Source organism: Exiguobacterium acetylicum, assembly GCF_019890935.1.
Lineage (GTDB): Bacteria > Bacillota > Bacilli > Exiguobacteriales > Exiguobacteriaceae > Exiguobacterium_A > Exiguobacterium_A abrahamii.
The window spans coordinates 2,795,797-2,811,975 of sequence record NZ_CP082333.1 but is presented as its reverse complement, the minus strand read 5'-3'; the positions used below and the strand labels follow the sequence as shown (position 1 = coordinate 2,811,975).

14 protein-coding genes are annotated in these 16,179 nt (G+C 47.0%); 11 read left to right on the top strand and 3 right to left on the bottom strand.

The genetic code is table 11. From position 1 onward, the window contains the following. The first annotated feature begins 2 nt into the window (after positions 1-2). Positions 3-596, top strand: coding sequence for a hypothetical protein (locus tag K7G97_RS14490; protein WP_223040910.1), 594 nt, complete (start codon positions 3-5; stop codon positions 594-596). A gap of 38 nt (positions 597-634) precedes the next feature. On the opposite strand, the gene K7G97_RS14485 is transcribed toward K7G97_RS14490, so the two are convergent. Then, positions 635-1,570: a class F sortase gene (locus tag K7G97_RS14485; RefSeq protein ID WP_223040909.1), complete on the bottom strand. Its 936-nt coding sequence runs from the start codon at positions 1,568-1,570 to the stop codon at positions 635-637. Positions 1,571-1,666: 96 nt separating this feature from the next. Beyond that, positions 1,667-3,034, bottom strand: coding sequence for a hypothetical protein (locus tag K7G97_RS14480; RefSeq protein ID WP_064299258.1), 1,368 nt, complete (start codon positions 3,032-3,034; stop codon positions 1,667-1,669). Positions 3,035-3,438: 404 nt separating this feature from the next. On the opposite strand from K7G97_RS14480, the gene K7G97_RS14475 reads away from it, so the two are divergent. The 6 genes from K7G97_RS14475 to K7G97_RS14450 all read left to right on the top strand — a co-directional run bounded on the left by K7G97_RS14475 (position 3,439) and on the right by K7G97_RS14450 (position 7,247). Then, positions 3,439-3,735 carry a DNA-directed RNA polymerase subunit beta gene (locus K7G97_RS14475; RefSeq protein WP_029342717.1) on the top strand — a complete coding sequence of 99 codons (297 nt, stop codon included), beginning with the start codon at positions 3,439-3,441 and terminating at the stop codon, positions 3,733-3,735. A gap of 28 nt (positions 3,736-3,763) precedes the next feature. Next, positions 3,764-4,186 (top strand): 3-hydroxyacyl-ACP dehydratase FabZ, encoded by a 423-nt coding sequence (fabZ, locus tag K7G97_RS14470; RefSeq protein ID WP_029342716.1) that lies wholly within the window; start codon positions 3,764-3,766, stop codon positions 4,184-4,186. Between the two features lie 7 nt (positions 4,187-4,193). Beyond that, positions 4,194-4,616 carry a hypothetical protein gene (locus K7G97_RS14465; protein WP_223040908.1) on the top strand — a complete coding sequence of 141 codons (423 nt, stop codon included), beginning with the start codon at positions 4,194-4,196 and terminating at the stop codon, positions 4,614-4,616. Positions 4,617-4,712: 96 nt separating this feature from the next. Beyond that, entirely contained in the window at positions 4,713-5,027 is a 315-nt protein-coding gene (locus K7G97_RS14460; RefSeq protein ID WP_223040907.1) for a four-helix bundle copper-binding protein, read from the top strand. Between the two features lie 135 nt (positions 5,028-5,162). Continuing rightward, positions 5,163-6,710: an SdrD B-like domain-containing protein gene (locus K7G97_RS14455; RefSeq protein ID WP_223040906.1), complete on the top strand. Its 1,548-nt coding sequence runs from the start codon at positions 5,163-5,165 to the stop codon at positions 6,708-6,710. 111 nt (positions 6,711-6,821) lie between these two features. Continuing rightward, entirely contained in the window at positions 6,822-7,247 is a 426-nt protein-coding gene (locus K7G97_RS14450; protein WP_029342712.1) for a helix-turn-helix domain-containing protein, read from the top strand. 68 nt (positions 7,248-7,315) lie between these two features. Here K7G97_RS14450 and K7G97_RS14445 read toward each other — a convergent pair whose 3' ends face one another. After that, positions 7,316-7,567 carry a hypothetical protein gene (locus K7G97_RS14445; protein WP_230088487.1) on the bottom strand — a complete coding sequence of 84 codons (252 nt, stop codon included), beginning with the start codon at positions 7,565-7,567 and terminating at the stop codon, positions 7,316-7,318. A gap of 111 nt (positions 7,568-7,678) precedes the next feature. On the opposite strand from K7G97_RS14445, the gene K7G97_RS14440 reads away from it, so the two are divergent. The 4 genes from K7G97_RS14440 to K7G97_RS14425 all read left to right on the top strand — a co-directional run bounded on the left by K7G97_RS14440 (position 7,679) and on the right by K7G97_RS14425 (position 16,120). Next, a complete protein-coding gene (locus K7G97_RS14440; RefSeq protein ID WP_223040905.1) occupies positions 7,679-8,920 on the top strand; it encodes a UDP-glucose dehydrogenase family protein in 1,242 nt (413 codons plus the stop codon). A gap of 61 nt (positions 8,921-8,981) precedes the next feature. Further along, positions 8,982-9,392, top strand: a complete 411-nt coding sequence (locus K7G97_RS14435) for a hypothetical protein (protein ID WP_223040904.1) — start codon at positions 8,982-8,984, stop codon at positions 9,390-9,392. Positions 9,393-9,892: 500 nt separating this feature from the next. Beyond that, positions 9,893-13,234 carry an alpha-amylase family protein gene (locus K7G97_RS14430; RefSeq protein WP_223040903.1) on the top strand — a complete coding sequence of 1,114 codons (3,342 nt, stop codon included), beginning with the start codon at positions 9,893-9,895 and terminating at the stop codon, positions 13,232-13,234. A 207-nt stretch (positions 13,235-13,441) separates the two neighbouring features. After that, the gene (locus K7G97_RS14425; protein WP_223040902.1) at positions 13,442-16,120 is read left to right on the top strand and encodes a glycoside hydrolase family 70 protein; all 2,679 of its coding nucleotides are present in this window, start codon (positions 13,442-13,444) and stop codon (positions 16,118-16,120) included. Positions 16,121-16,179 lie beyond the last annotated feature (59 nt).

Here is a 16,179-nt window from a genome sequence, read left to right as displayed (position 1 = left end):
GTGTGAAGACAGTATTGTTTTATGTGATGTCGGGCTTGCTCGTCCTCATCATCGTAACAAAATTCATGGTCCCGCTCTTCGGTTGGTTTCAGGCAGAGGAGCCGGTAAAAGAGACAAAACCACGGACATCGATCCGACTCGATGAAGCACAGCTGAAGCAGTTCGATCGCGAAGATCGACTGGGTGTCGTCTATGAGATGGCAGGATTGAAGCTGAAGACGCTGGACGTCGATACGACGGAAAAAACGCGACAAACGCCGCTCGTTCAGATGAAGGTCGAAAAACAAAAGCTCCTCCAAGTGATGGGAGAGTCGGGGCGGTTGCTTGCGATCACGGTCAAAGTGACGAATCAGTCGGCGGATACGATCGAGATCCTACCAAAGATCGGGGAGTATGAGACAGAGGATGAGATTGTGACGATTGCGGATCAATTTAATGCCTTGAACGGTAAATATAAACCGAATGAGAGCCGAATCGGGATCGTCTTCATTCCGTCGGAGCAGCTCCGCGTGACGGAAGGGCGACTTAGTTTGTTCTATGAGACGATGTCCGGTAAGAAACAACTTCGGATTGCGCTACCGGCAGCAAATAAATAAAGAACGGGATGTCTCCGGCTTGGAGACATCCCGTTTTGTCATTTCTGGACGGCGCTGAACGCGTCTTCTGATTCGATGCCGGCTTTACTGACCGCTGTGACGACGAAACGACCTGTTGCATCTTCAGGGAGTGGGAACGCTTTACGCTCGATCGATTCTGTCGTACCGAGTTTTTTGCGTTTTCCATCCTTCTCTTGATAGACGTTGTACTTGACGACGTCTTCATCGGTTGACGCATACCAGTTGATGAATCCACCACTGACGCGAATGTTCGTCGCCGGTTTTGGTGGTGTCTTGACTGGATCCGATGCTTTTTCGTCAAGCTCCGTGAAGACGACGAGACGATCGTCGTACGTGCCTTGGTTCTGATCATACGTTCCGATACAGGTGATCAAGTTCAGGTTCCGAGTATCGGCTGGACCAAAGATTTTCTTGAGTGGTGCTTTTAAGTGATCGTACTGGACGAGCTCTTTGACGCGGAAGACGAGCTTCCGTCCGGACGCATCGGTGATTTCGACCGGGTCACCTTTCTTCAGCTCATGCAACTTATAGAAGATTGCTGGCCCGGTCTTCGTATCGGTGTGACCGTCGATGACGGCATTGCCGACGTCACCCGGACGCGGACCAAACTTGTACCAGCCAGCTTGTTGTTCATTTTTAGGTGTCGCCATTGCACCATCCTTATCGAGCCCGACCTGTTCGACTTTCGTCTTGATATCGTGCTTCGGGATGAAGAGTTGTTTCGGAAGCTCGACCTCCGTTGCCGAGAGGTCCTTGAACTCCTTCTTGAAGATTTCAGACGGCTTGAGCGGATCTTCTTCCTTCGTCTCGGAAGAGGCCGCGGATTCTGTTTTGGGGTCACCTTGCGTGATGTTTGATGTATCCGGTTTTGTTTGACCGAACAAGAGGAACAATAACGTTCCGACCGATGCGACCATTAAGATGATGCTCGCCGGTAATAACCAACGTTTCATAAACGCGTATCTCCTTTCCGAGAGAAGGGATTCCCTCTATGTACAAAAATAACAGGATAGCATGTCGCTATCCTGTTATTGATTATACCCAATTTCTTAGGCGTTTTGACGTTTACGTGCGAGGACAAGACCGACTGCTCCGAGTGCAAGACCGAATACTGCGATCGCACCAGTTGTTGCAGCTGAGTTGTTGTCGCTCATTCCACCGTTACCTGTGTTAGGCATTGATCCTGGAGTACCATCCATGAACTTCTCTGGTGATTGTTTAACGATTGCATCACCGAGGTTAGCTCCTACGCCGTACATGTAAGCGTAAGACTCACGGAATGTGTCGACAGAACCTTTGTAGTCGCCTTCAACATACTGCATGAACGTATCTTGGACGTAAGTCTCGTGACCTGATACGGCTTCTTGTGCTGCTTTTGTTGGAAGGTTTTCTTCTGTCGCTGCACCAAGGAATGCACCAAAGTCGTTTGAGAACATTTTGAGCATGTCTTGTGCGTCACCCATCAATTTCTTATCGTCATTGACTGCTGCTGTGACGAGGTTCGCTTGTGCTTCGATGTGGTTTTTCGTCCAAACTTGCTCGAACTGATCTGCACCGGCTTGACCGTAGATCGATTTGATGGCTGCTTTGAAGTCAGCTGTGTGCATGTCTTCAGCCCAGTTTGCTGCATCGTAGTCTTTCGCTTGGTCGACGCCAGCTGTCATGCTGAGGTTTGCAAGAGCAACGTGTTCAGCGGCAAGGCTGTTGAGTGTTGAACGAAGATCTGCTGCTTTTGAGTCAGCTTTTGTATTGTCGAATTTCTCAGGCATCTGTGTTGTGATTGCAACAGAGAGTGCTTTTGAGATATCGTACATGCGGCTGTAACCTTCGCGGAACGTGTTGTACGATCCTTCGTAGTCACCAGCTGCATATTGCTGGAATGTTTTGTAGACGTCTGCTTCGTGAGCACGGAGGACTTCTTCAGCTGCTGCTTTCGGGAGTTTACCTTCCGTAGCTGTATCGAGGAAGCTTGAGAGATCTTGAACGAACTCTTCTGTTTCTTTCTTCGAAGCGTTGATACCGTCTTGGTCGTCTGCTTTTACAGCTTTGACGAGGTCTGTCGTATATTTGTTGTGATCAACGAAGATTTTCTCGAACTGTTTCGCGCCTTCGTCACCGTAGACTGAAGCGATTGCTGGAGTCATGTCGAGTGCGTTTTGTTTGAGTGCTGCTTCGTAGTACTGTGCGTCTTTTGAGCCGTCATATTGTTTCTTCATGTCCATGACTGCGAGGACGAAGTGCTCAGAGAGTAATTGATCGAGTGTTGCACGAAGGTCAGCGGCTTTCGTTTTGACCGTGACGTTTTTCGGTGCATCTTGTTTCATGTCTTCTCCGCCACCGGAAGCGAATGCTGCCGTTCCTGGTAGTACGAGTGCTGCTGCCATTGCTGATGCTGCGAATTTTTTCGTGTGTTTCATCTTAAATCATTCCTCTCAGTTTTTGGTTTATTTGGTAGGTGTTTCTTGCCTGTTCTGAATAGCTTACGCAACGTCGGGTAATTTGGATTGCATAAAGTTTTAAATTTTTTAAAGAGTTATTGGAGTGATGTTTCGTGCCATCCAAGGACCGTTGTTGCGTCGTTCTGGAAAGCTTACGCCGGACAGTTTCATTTGGATTTAAAAAAGTGTAAAAAAACCGCAGAACGTGGGAAACTGTTTTTCGCCTTCCTTATATACACAAACTAAAATTTTTTAGAGGAATTGCCTGTCTGGTCGTGTTACACTAGTTGCGGAACACGTTTTGTAGCGAATTTGGAACTATTTAATACCAGGTACTAATATGCTATACTGTTCTCAGACTGAATCAATGAAAGGTGATCAAGATGGTACAAAACCAAACAGGCACGGATCAGCCAACGCGTGAACGCCTGAAGAAGAAGCAACAGGCTTCAAACCAGGAAACCGGCAATCCGGAGCACAAATCAGAGCGACGTCTTCGTGCATATTCGACACGCCGAGTTCCGATCATCGTACGTGTACTGATCGTTCTCGTTCTCATCGTCGTAGCACTGATCGTCGGCGCAATGGTGGGTTATGCGACGTTTGGTGGTGGCGAGGCAATGGATGTGTTAAAGCTCGACACATGGACCCGCATCACCGATTTTTGGATGAAATCTTAATTTTAATCAGTGATGGGAGCTGTCGAATATGTATACGATCGAACAAATCAAGGAAGTCATTCCGCATCGGTATCCGTTTTTACTCGTTGACCGCATTTTGGAGGTCGAAGAGGGAAAACGTGCCGTTGGAATCAAGAACGTCACGGCGAATGAAGAATTCTTCAATGGCCATTTCCCAGAATACAATGTCATGCCCGGCGTCTTGATCGTCGAAGCACTTGCCCAAGTTGGTGCCTTCGCCGTATTGAAGATGGAAGAGAACCAAGGGAAGCTCGCTTTCTTCGCAGGAATTGAAGGATGCCGTTTCAAACGTCAAGTCGTGCCCGGGGATCAGCTCCGCCTCGAAGTCGAATTGACGAAGGTCCGCGGACCAATCGGTAAAGGTCGTGCCACAGCCACAGTCGATGGGGAAGTCGCCTGTGTCGCTGAACTGACGTTTGCTATGAAGTGAAGCGAACATGAAACGCTGGCTTCTCCCCCTCGCGATTTCCTTACTCGTCGTTCCTGGTTGTCAGCGCGCAGAACAAGCGAAGACCGCTTCCCCGACGGTCATCGTGGATCCTGTTAAGCGTGCAGGACAGACCGAGAACATTTCCGCGCAGGTCACCCTGACGGAAAATGATCGGATGCGTCTCGTCATCCGGACAGCGAATGACATTCGACTCGATGACCAACAGGTTGATATCCGGCTCGAAGTCGCCAACCAATCGATTCCGTTTCCGTTCGTCTCCTTCGAAGCGAAGAAGATGGGGGAAATCCGGACTTATACGTCCAATACGACGATCGAAAAAGAAGTCTTCGATGACAAGCGTCTTCCGGTCCTCATCATTGATGCAGGAGCAGGGCGTGGGATCGAAATTCCGCTTGAGATCGTCAAATAAGACAGCATAGCGAGCTTCTAGCTCCATGTGCTGTCTTATTTTTGTTTGATTTCGGCTCGTGAGGGAACAGAAAATATATATAAAGGAGGAATCAATATGGATCACACTGTACAGCAACAACTGACAGATTGTATTCTTGCTTGTAATCATTGTTTTGATGCCTGTCTGAAGGAAGAACATGTCGGGCATATGGCGGATTGTATTCGACTTGACCGGGATTGTGCTGATATTTGTAGCCTCTTGCTACAAGCAATCGCTCGAAACAGCTCGAATGTCGCAGTCCTTGCAAAAGCATGCCAGGAAATTTGTGAAGCATGCGCCGATGAGTGTATTAAACACGATCACGATCATTGCCAAGAGTGCGCGAAAGCGTGTACGGCATGCGCGGAAGCGTGCAGTCAGCTCGTCTAAGACCTTGTCTTTCGACAAGGCTTTTTTATTATAAAAAAATAGCAGGAATTCAAGAATTATTCTGGTTATTTTTGGCGGATTTGTTTACTATTTAGGGAGGTAATATTAAATCACGATAGGAGCATACATACACTCATGAAAAAACTTAGCTTACTTTTGATGGCACTCGTCGTCGCGTTCGGCCTGAAGTTACCGGTCTACGCGGAAACGGTCGAGTGGGACGTCACAGGAACGGGCACGGGTCCGTATACGTTGACGTTTGAAGGCACAGGAATCGTTGATATCACGTCGGAGACGGCACTCGTCTTTGAAGATGGCGTGACAGGTGAAGACGTCAATATCGAAGAAACACCGGTTGTGACGTTCACGGCAGAGACGGCACCTGTCGTCAAGGTCGTCTCAGCAGATGGACAACGGACGATTCTCGTCCAGTTCGGTAAAGTTGTCACACCAGAAGAGCCGACGACAGAAGAACCAACTCCAGAGACACCGGTTAAAGAAGATCCGGCAACGGATGAACCGACGACAGACGAACCGACACCGGAAGAGCCTGTGACGGAAGAACCGGTCAAGGAAGAGCCGACGACAGACGAGCCAGAGACGGGTGATGATGCGACACCGACACCAGTCGAGGCACCAACGACGGCAACGATCGAAGGAACGATCTGGTTCGATGAGAACGAAGATGGCATTCGCCAAGAGAAAGAAACACGTCTCGATGATGTCGTCGTTTATTTGATGGACCGGAATGAAGATGTCATCGACGAAGCCTACACGAAGAATGGTCTATATAGCTTCAAAGATTTAAAACCAGGAACATATGAAGTCGAAGTCGACGGATATGACATGGGGTACTACTTCTATTCCGAGCAAAACGTTGGTGATGACCGGACGATCGACTCCGATGTCGATGAAGACTTTGGGATGAAGAAAGTCCGTCTCGTCGCAGGTCAGACGGAAGTGATCGACGCCGGGATTTACGGCGACGAAGAGCTCGACGGTGCGTTCGAGCATTGGTTAGCCGTCGTTAACTTCTTTGATGCGAACGGAAACCAAAAGCCAGATTTTGACGAATCAACGGTTCCTGCGACGTATACGGTGACGGATGCGATCACAGGAAAAGATATCTATCAGGAAAAAGTCGCGAAAGATGATTCGATGGAAATCCAACTCGAGCCAGGGACGTACACGATCAAGACAGAAGTCGCAAAAGGCTATACGGTCAAAGCGATGCACCATCTTGACATGGATGCCTTGCTAGAAGACATGGAAGAAGAGATGTTTGAAGAATATGAGTCATTCGCTAAGCAAACGAAAGCGATGAAATTACTGGCGAGTGACGAAGACGCCTTATCGCCAGAAGAGCAAGAGATGATTGATGAGTTGTTGAAATACGTCGTGCGGAAATCACCAGAAGCCGGTGTGACGATCGAAGAAGGTAGCATCGGTACAATCGTGTTTGCAGAAATCGCAAAAGCAACACCGGTCGCGAAACCGACGCCAACTCCAACATCAACAGAAACACCAGTCAAAGCAGTTGATGCTGCGACAAAACAGTCGACGACAGCAACAGCAACGGGCACATTACCACAAGCAGGTGAAGACAAGCCGTTCCCATATGCAGCAACGGGAGCAGGACTTGCCATCGTCGGTCTTTGGTTACTCGTTCGTCGGGGAGCATAATGATTAGAGACCTTCGATCAGAGGGTCTCTTTTTTGGTGTGTGTATCTTTTGACACACACGCACACATGTGTGTATAGTAAAGATACTACTAGAGGGAAAGAGGGATGACGATGTTAACGACAAAGCAGATCAGTGAATTGTTACGTGTCTCAGAAGAAACGGTCCGTCGCTGGATTCGGACAGGCGAATTGCATGCCGAACAGGACGGAAAAGGCTATCTCGTCGATGAATTGGCGCTCAAACGTCTCGTCGATGAAAAGTCGCAGATTCCAGGAACCGCGATGAACAAGATTCTCCCACTCATCCAAGACATGTTTGGACCGGAAGCGGCTCAGTTCGCGAAATCGAACTTGTTTGATCCACTCCGTCAATCGATGGAGCAAGCCCCACCGAAGCCGGAAGCATCAAACGAATCACTCGCAGAAGAACTCGATCGTCTCAAACGCAAAAAACGTCGTCTTGAACTCGAGCATGAACTGAAGTTGCTTGAGATCGAAGAGAAAATCGCAGCAATCGAACGGAAAGTCCAGTCCTGAACACGAAAAGCGATGTCCCCAATTAAGGAGACATCGCTTTTTTCGTTCGATCATAAGAAAAACCCACTTCACGAGTCGGAAGGGGTTTTGTCGTTTGCTTGTTTCTTTTTACGGTACCAGTACCAGTAAGCAAGTCCGAGTCCAATCGGGATTGCAGCCAGGTACGGGTTAGCTTCGATGAAGCTGATCATCTCAAAGAGCGCGAACCATCCACTAATCAAACCGAGGATGAGTAAAATCGTCCGTAGTGCTTCGGGAAGCTTGCGGATCCGATACGCAATGAGACAGACGAGGCAAAAGATAATGATAGCCACGAGCATTCCTCCCATTCCCGTAATTCAGTATAGCGTATTCGGAAAGCTTTTTCGATGCACAAATCTTCTGCTCTCCCGTATAGTGGAGACAGAGAAACTATCGAAGGACGTGATGAAATGCAACTGACAGTGATTGGAACAGGATATGTCGGTCTTGTGACCGCAATTGGACTGGCGGAAAACGGACACGACGTAACGTGCGTTGACTTGAATGCAGAACGAATGGCGCAACTGACACGAGGTATCCCGCCGATTAAAGAAGAGGGCATCGAAGAAGCGCTAGTCGCGAATCAACAACGAATGACGTTCACGACGGAGTACCCAGTCGCAAAGGCATATCTTGTCGCTGTCGGAACACCGGAAAAGGCGGACGGGAGCTGTGACTTATCGGCAGTAGAAGCCGTCGTAGCCCATATTGAACGAATCGCACCAACTGCAGCAGTCATTATTAAATCAACAGTTCCACCTGGTACGACGATGCAACTTGCTGAACAGTATCCGGGACTACGCTTTGCGATGGTTCCTGAGTTTTTACGGGAGGGTACGGCTCTCGCTGATATGCGGAATCCTCATCGGGTCGTCATTGGAACGAATGATGATGAGTTGTCAAAAGAACTTGCAACATTATTTGCGACGACAGCACCTCTTGTTGAAGTCGACCCGACGACGGCTGAGTTAACGAAATATGCAGCGAATAGTTTTCTGGCAGTGAAAATCAGTTTTATCAATGAGATTGCGCGATTAGCGGATGCTGTTGGGGCTGACGTATCGGACGTCGCAAAAGGAATCGGTCTTGATCCACGGATCGGTTCCTCGTTTTTACGAGCTGGAGCCGGGTACGGGGGGTCTTGTTTCCCGAAAGATATCGCAGCGCTTACGACGCTTGCCCGTGAGCATGAGCAACAACTTCATGTCATTGAAGCAGCAGATAAAACGAATGAAGCCCAGCTGGATTATGTCTTACAAAAAATCCAACCACGGATGGGAATGCGCGTGGCACTACTCGGTCTAGCCTTTAAGCCAGGAACGGATGATTTACGAGACGCGCCAGCACTACGCCTCGCAACACGTCTGGAGCAACTTGGTGTCAGCGTAACCGGATATGATCCAGTTGCCCGGACGTTACTCGATCAAAAACAAACGGTAGAAGAAGCATTGAAGGATGCAGATGTTGCAGTTATTATGACGGAATGGGAAGAGCTCCGTCATATTAAACCAGAGCAATTCGTTCGTCAGATGCGTCAACCACGTGTCGTTGATGGACGTAACTGTTGGTCATTCACGGAACAACCGGGAGATGTTCAATACGAAAGTATTGGAAGACCGGCTAAATCATTTTCGAACAATCGAACCGTTTGACCTGTCATGATAGGTGAGCCCCTCGCGGACTCACCTATTTTTGATAAAAAGGAGTAGACGCATGGTCATTGATTATTTCGCAGTCTTACCGAGTGGAAAAAAAGGCGCACTAGAGCCACACTGTCTGACTCAAGGAACATGGTATCAGCGTATCAATGAGGAACTGTTTCGGGCGATTCATTATGGAGCCGGGATCATCCGAATCCGTGATAAAGGAGCGGAATTGCGGATTCCGATCGAGTTCGGATTCGGTTATGTATTGCAGTACCTACGTCAGTTCACGGAGGCGGAGCGACAAGATGGACGAAAACGTCATGTCTTGCAACGACAGCTCGATTGGATTGGTCGCGGATTACCGATTGAATTAAAGCGACGCGGAACGAAGATCGAAATGTGGGCCGATGATGTCCATCGCTTGCATCGGGAATCGTTCCTCCGAGCAATCGAAAAAGCAGATCATTTCATCTCGTAAAATCAAAACTTTATTTTAGTAAAACGAAAATGAGACAAAAACTTAATAAAATGTAAGCGTTTTCTTTAAAGGGGTGAATCCGAAATTTAATTTCCATGCACAGCCTATATAAATATATTTCGAATTACTACTATTCACCTATTTTTTACAAAAAATCTATTGTGGCGTCTTTCCTAGTTTTGTATATTTGACCTGTAGCGTTCTTACCGATTCTCAAAAACGAAACGGTGGAGCGCACGAATCTACAATCAGAAATGGCTTCTTGGAGCGATTTCGGCAGTTTCTTTAGTTCATCCCAATCGGATACATAATGGCTCACGAATGAATCGTCTTGATGATAGACGAAAAGTCGCACGTGAAACAGAACGTACTCCTCCTAAGACGACTAAAGAATTTTTTAACTGCTTTGAAGTAAAATATTTCTATATTTTACTTATATTGTAGATTTAAAATTGGGATTTTCGCTTTTGATTTGTTAGAAAAGAGGAGGAATAGTAAACATGGGTTATTCGAAGAAAACGAACAAATTGTACGCTGCTGCAGCTGCGCTCGCAGTCACGGCGTCTGTCGTAGCACCGGTTGCTGCTGATGCAGCATCGAAGGTCTCGGTTAAATACATCTCGCCAATCTTGATGAAACATGCTGGTGGTTCGAAATATGCAGTCAAGAAATTGACGCTTCCGACGAAGGTCAAAGTCAAACTTTCAAACGGCAAGTACGAAATGCGCTCAGTCAAATGGAGCGGTTCTGTCAAATTCGAAAAGAAGTACATCAACAAATACCAAGTCCTTTACGGTAAGGTAGCAGGTACGACGAAGAAAGCGATCCTCAAGGTCGAACTTCAAAACTACCCAGTTGATGTCCTCGAACCAGTCCTCGAGCCAGTCGCTGTTGGCGAAAAAGTTCAATTGCCAAGCACGATCAGCATCCAGTACAAATCAGGTATCATCGTTAAGCGTCCAATCAGCAAGTTCAACCTCAAAACACCATCGACTTCAAAAGCAGGCAAATATAAATTGGCTTACTCGTACAAAGGTGCTAACTCTGTCGTGACAGGTTACATCAACTACGAAGTCAAGGCAGCGAGCATCTCGAACGTCATGGGAAGCGTCGATGATCAGATGCTTTCAGTCAAAGCAGACGTCATGTACCCAGCAGTGGGCGCAATGGCAGAACTCTTGATCTACCCAGGCAAAGACATGTCAGCAACTCCAATCGTTGCAAAAGGAACGCTCTCGAAAGGGAAGTTCATGGCATCACAAGGTGGCATTCCAGAAGGAACACACAGCTACGTCGTCAAAGTCGGCGATGTCAAATCAGCTCCGATGGACTTCACGATTGCAAACACGGTTCTCGCTTCAGCAAAAGCAATCGGCAAAGAGAAAGTCGAAGTCTCATTCTCGCGTGCAGTTGACTCTGTCTCAGCAGACAACTTCAAAATCGCAGGTGCGACAGTCAAGTCAGCGACACTCAGCGCAGACAAGAAGTCAGCAGTTCTTGAAGTCGAAGGACTTGAGTACGGCATGGACTACTCAGTTGACGCAAAAGGCATCTTGATCGGTGGCGTTGCGAAAGACCTCGGTTCACTCAGCTTCATGACGCAAAGCGTCGAAAACATCTGGATGCTTGAAGTGACACCAAAAGCGTCTTCGATCCTTGCAAACGGATCAGACAACACGGAAGTCACATTCCAGTTGAAAAACAAAGCAACAGGTGAAGTCGATACGAAAGCAGACGATATCGTCTTGAAATTATCGACATCATTCGGATCACTCGCGAAAGAACGCGTCACGATCCAAGATGGTAAAGCGACGGTTCTCTTGACGTCTGAGTTCAGCAACACAGACATCGAAGCAACAATCGACGCGCAAATCATCGAAACAGTCAACGGTGAGTACAAAGACTTGATCGGTAAAATCGATGGACAAGCGAAAGTCAAATTCAGCACGGTCATGGTTACGCCAGCACCAGTTGAATTGATCAACGTCCTTGCAGCGGAATCGAACCAAGCTGATCGTGTGACAATCTTCCTCGATAAAGCCGTCTCACGTGATCTTCTCTTGAAATCGTTCGGTCTCGATAAGAAATTACCGACGGTTGACGAGAGCGAATACCTCGCAAACGACAACATCCAAATCGAGCAATTCGATGGTTCGAAACGCGTCATCGGTATCAAATCGATTCCTTCGAATCCAAAGGCATTCGAATTGATCCTTGATAAAGAAACACCACTCCAAGACAACGCAACTGTTAAAGTGCTTGCGAAAATCACAAGCAGCACGGATACAGAAGTGAAGTCAAAAGCAAGCTTCAAGTTGACGGATGCACGTCAGCCGGAAGTCACTTCGGTCAAACCAGTCGGTCTGAACCAACTTGAAGTGAAATTCTCTGAAGCAATCGCGGATGCGAAGTTCAAAATCGATGGTCAATACGGCGAGAAGTACTTCAAAGTCGAATACCTCGGATTTGATAACAAAACAGGTGTCGATCGTCGTGATACAGTCATCATCACGTTGAACGATGAGCAGATGATGATGGGTGCAAAAGCAGAAGAAGCTTACCCAGGACCGAAGAAAGGCTACTTCACGCCTGGTAAACACTCACTCCAGATCTGGAACGCGATGGACTTCGCAGCCCTTTCGGATGAGTCGAACATCGGAACGACACAAAACCTCGACTTCACAGTTGCTGCTGATACAGTCAAGCCAACTGCAGGCGTCGTTGTTGAGTCGCCAGAACAATTCCGTATCATGTTCAGCAAACAGCTCAAAGGTCTCGACCTCGATGCAGTCAAAGCATTGCTTGCTTCGAAGAAATTGAAACTCGAGCGTTACAACTCGAATACGAAGGTGTACGAAGACTTCAGCCAGTATGCTGATGTGACGTACTACGACGAAGAGTCAGGCGAAGTTCTCCTCGAACTCAATAAGGACTGGACGGAAATCTACGATACAGTCAACACGAAAGAGAACTACTACAACGATAAGTTCAAACTTTCGCTCGCAAAAGATTCTGTCAAAGCAGAAGCAAACGGCGAGAAAAACGACTTGTTGTCGCTTGATCTCAACTATGCTGGTTCACCGCTCAACTCTCCAGATCTGAAGAGTGCGGAAATCACGACGATTGACCGTTATCTCTTGACGAATGACTTCACAGTCATGATGAGCGAGCCGGTTAAACTTCGTGGTCTTGATCAGTCGGATACACCACTCATCAACGCAGAAGGTACAGTACTTCCGCCAAAAACAACAGTTGAGTTCATCGGTAAAGATAAAAACGGTAAAACCGTTACAATCGATGGATCAGTCGTTGGTTACACGGATAGCTCAGATATGAACTTCCGCGTCGCTGCGAATGATAACCTTCAGTACCTCGTCGACAAAGAAGGATACGGCGAAGAGTGGAAAGTCGTCGTCAAGTCACTCTCTGACGATGTCGGTAACACGGTTGCTACAGCAACACACGACTTCAAAGTTTCGAAAACGCCAGTCGTTCCAGTGGCTTCGCCATTCGAAATCGTTAAGGTCACGGCAAACGCAAAAGATGAAAAAGATGTCATCCGTATCAAGTTCTCTGAAGGTGTTCAATACACTGGTATGTACGATGCAACGAACACTGCACAGTACACATTGAACGGAAAAAATCTTCCAGTCGGCACAAGCATCTCGCTTGCTGATTCGGATGGTGATATCACGAACGGTCTCGACATCGTTAAGATCAAAGTCCCAGAAGGCACACTCAAAACATTGTCGAACGTCATCACGGTCAACAAAGAGCTTCAGTCGTATGACAACTCTGTATTGACTGGTGGTTACGAGAAAGCAGTTCTTCTCGGACTATAAGAAACGCTAAACCCTCTTCCTACTTCGGTAGGGAGAGTTTTTTTGTGACAAAATAGCGCAATCGATTGCATTTTGGTAAATCTATTTACCTGTTTTTTAAATTTACATCTGTCTTTACTTTAAAAAGATGTTAAATTATGTGATGTTATTTGGAATTTTAGGTAGAAATAATCAAAAATATACATCTTTAAAAGGGAGATTAGACTCATGAACAAGACGAAAAAAGTCTCAACAGGTTTGCTTGCGGCATTGGTCGCGACAAGCGGACTGACGTATGCACCAGAAAGCGCAAAGGCTTTCACATCAAGTGAAAAGCTCGACAACCGCGTTATTTTCCAAAGCTTCAGCTTATATCAACCGTACGAAAGCAACATGTACCGGACGCTTGCTAAAAAAGGTGAGTTGCTCAACTCTTGGGGTGTGACAGATGTATGGTTGCCACCAGCATATCGTTCATTCGATATGGCACGTTACATGGAAGGCTATGCAATCGCTGACCGTTATGACCTCGGTGAATTCCCACAAGGACCAGGTGGATCGGTTGCGACGAAGTACGGAAAAGCCACACAACTCGAGATGATGGTCGACATGTTGCATGACGACAACATCAAAGTCCAGATGGACCTCGTTCCGAACCAAATGCTCGGTCTCAACAAACGGGAAGCTGTTTTCGTTCGTCGTGCGACAAGCTCAGGTGAGCCGTTCACGAACCCGTTCACAGGCGGAGAAAAAACGAAGACGCTCGCAACGCCTTACCTCGCTTATACAAAAGGTGGCGGTATGGGACAAGCAAAATACGGTTACCTCAAAGAGTGGAACAAATCGTTCATCAATGGGACATCGCTACAAGGACAGGGTATGGGTCGCGTCATGACGGACAAAGACGGTAAACCGTACCGTTACTTCGGTAAAGACGATGCGAACAACTACTTACCAGAATGGTTGCTTGATGCAGCGAAGACACAGAACTTGAATGTCGTCGATACATACCTCGCAGCAGATGGCTGGTATGAAGTCTCACCAGAGAACTGGAAGCCGATGCTTTCGCAATATGCGAAGGATGAAGGATACCTCGAGTACATGAAACAAAACGGCTTCCCATCAAAAGAAGCTTTGCTTACTTCAACGGAAAACAGCAAAATCGCTTCGTTGACGGAAGAATACATGAAAACACAAGCTGCGTACGGTTATGGATCAGAAGAACGTTCATACCAAAACGATAACTCAGGCATCGATATCGAAGATCAGTTCCTCTTCGTCGATGAGACTGGTTTCCCAACGCAGGCATACAACAAAACGATGGCAAACAACGATGAGTTCTTGATCGGTGTCGACCTTGCGAACTCGAACCCAGAAGTCATCAAGGAACAAAAGAACTGGATGAAGTGGATGCTTGAGACATACAAGTTTGACGGTTTCCGAATCGATGCAGCATCACACTATGATACAAAAATCTTGAATGCAGAAGCAGAAGTGTCAAAAGCGCACTTCGGTAAACAAGATTACCTCAGCTACATTGAGAGCTATAAAACAGAACAGAATGCTTACATGAAAGCAAACAATAACGAACAACTCGTCATGGACGGAGAGCTCTATTTCACGCTTCGCACAGCACTTACGTCTTCGAACAAACGTGCACTTAGTGACTTAGCGAAAGTTTCAGTCGTTAACCGTGAAGGTGACGGGGCAACAAATGTTCAAGCGAACTGGTCATTCGTCAATAACCATGACCAAGAGAAAAACCGTGTCAATCAAATCATGCTTGATGCGTACGGTATCAAAACGAATGCGCAGTACGGAAAAGACGGCGAGCCGAAATCGTTCGAGAAGCTCTACAATAAAGAAGATGAAGCGAAGGCACTTGCAATCTACAACAAAGAGCTCGCAAGTCCAACGAAGAAATACTCGACGGAAAACGTCGTCGCACAATACGCGTTCCTTCTTTCGAACAAAAACACGGTCCCAACGGTCTACTACGGTGATCTCTACCAGACGGATGCATCGTATATGTCGAAAACGACACCGTACTATGATGAAATCACGAATCTCCTAAAAGTCCGTAAGCAATATGTGTACGGTAAACAACACGTTGCGTATCACACATCGAACACGTCTAAAGAAGCGGGTAAAGACTTGATCTCAAGCGTCCGTTTCGGAAAAGACCGCAACACAGGTGTTGCGACAGTCATCGGGAAAAATGCAGCGCTTGATACGACAGTTCAAGTCAACATGGGTAAAACACACGCGAACCAAGTCTTCGTCGATGCTAGTGGCGTGACGAATACGAAACTCGTCACAGATAAGAACGGTATCTTGACAGTTCCAGTCAAAGGGATCAAAACAGCTGAAGTCAACGGTTACGTCGGCGTCTTCGTCCCACAAGCAACAAAAGCGCCAGTCGCATCGATCAAAGCTGGTGCAGTCTATCAAGGAAAAGCACTCGACTTGAAAACGACAGTTACGAACACGACAGCAGCAGTTGCGTCAACACGCTACCGTGTCCTCGATACGAAAAAAGCGACAGTTGATTCAAAAGGTCGCCTGACAGGTAAAGCAACAGGTAAGACGACGGTTGAAGCAACGGTTACGTTAAAAGATGGTTTTGTCTTAAAAACAGTCTTACCAATCGAAACAAAAGCAAACAGCGTCACGCTGAAAGCAACAAAAGCAACACTCAAGAAAAACCAGACGACGCGTATCGCGTATACGTCAGCAACGGATAAGATCAAATCTGTTCAGTATACGTCAGTGAACAAAAAAGTCGCGCAAGTCTCGTCACGCGGTAACGTAAAAGGGATTAAAGCAGGTAAAACGACGATCCGTGTCACATACACGACAGCAGGAAACTACAAAGTCGTCAAAACATTCACAGTCACAGTCAAGTAACATCGAACATCACTCTCGTTGCGAGAGTGATGTTTTTTTCGATTCACGTCAATGTTTTA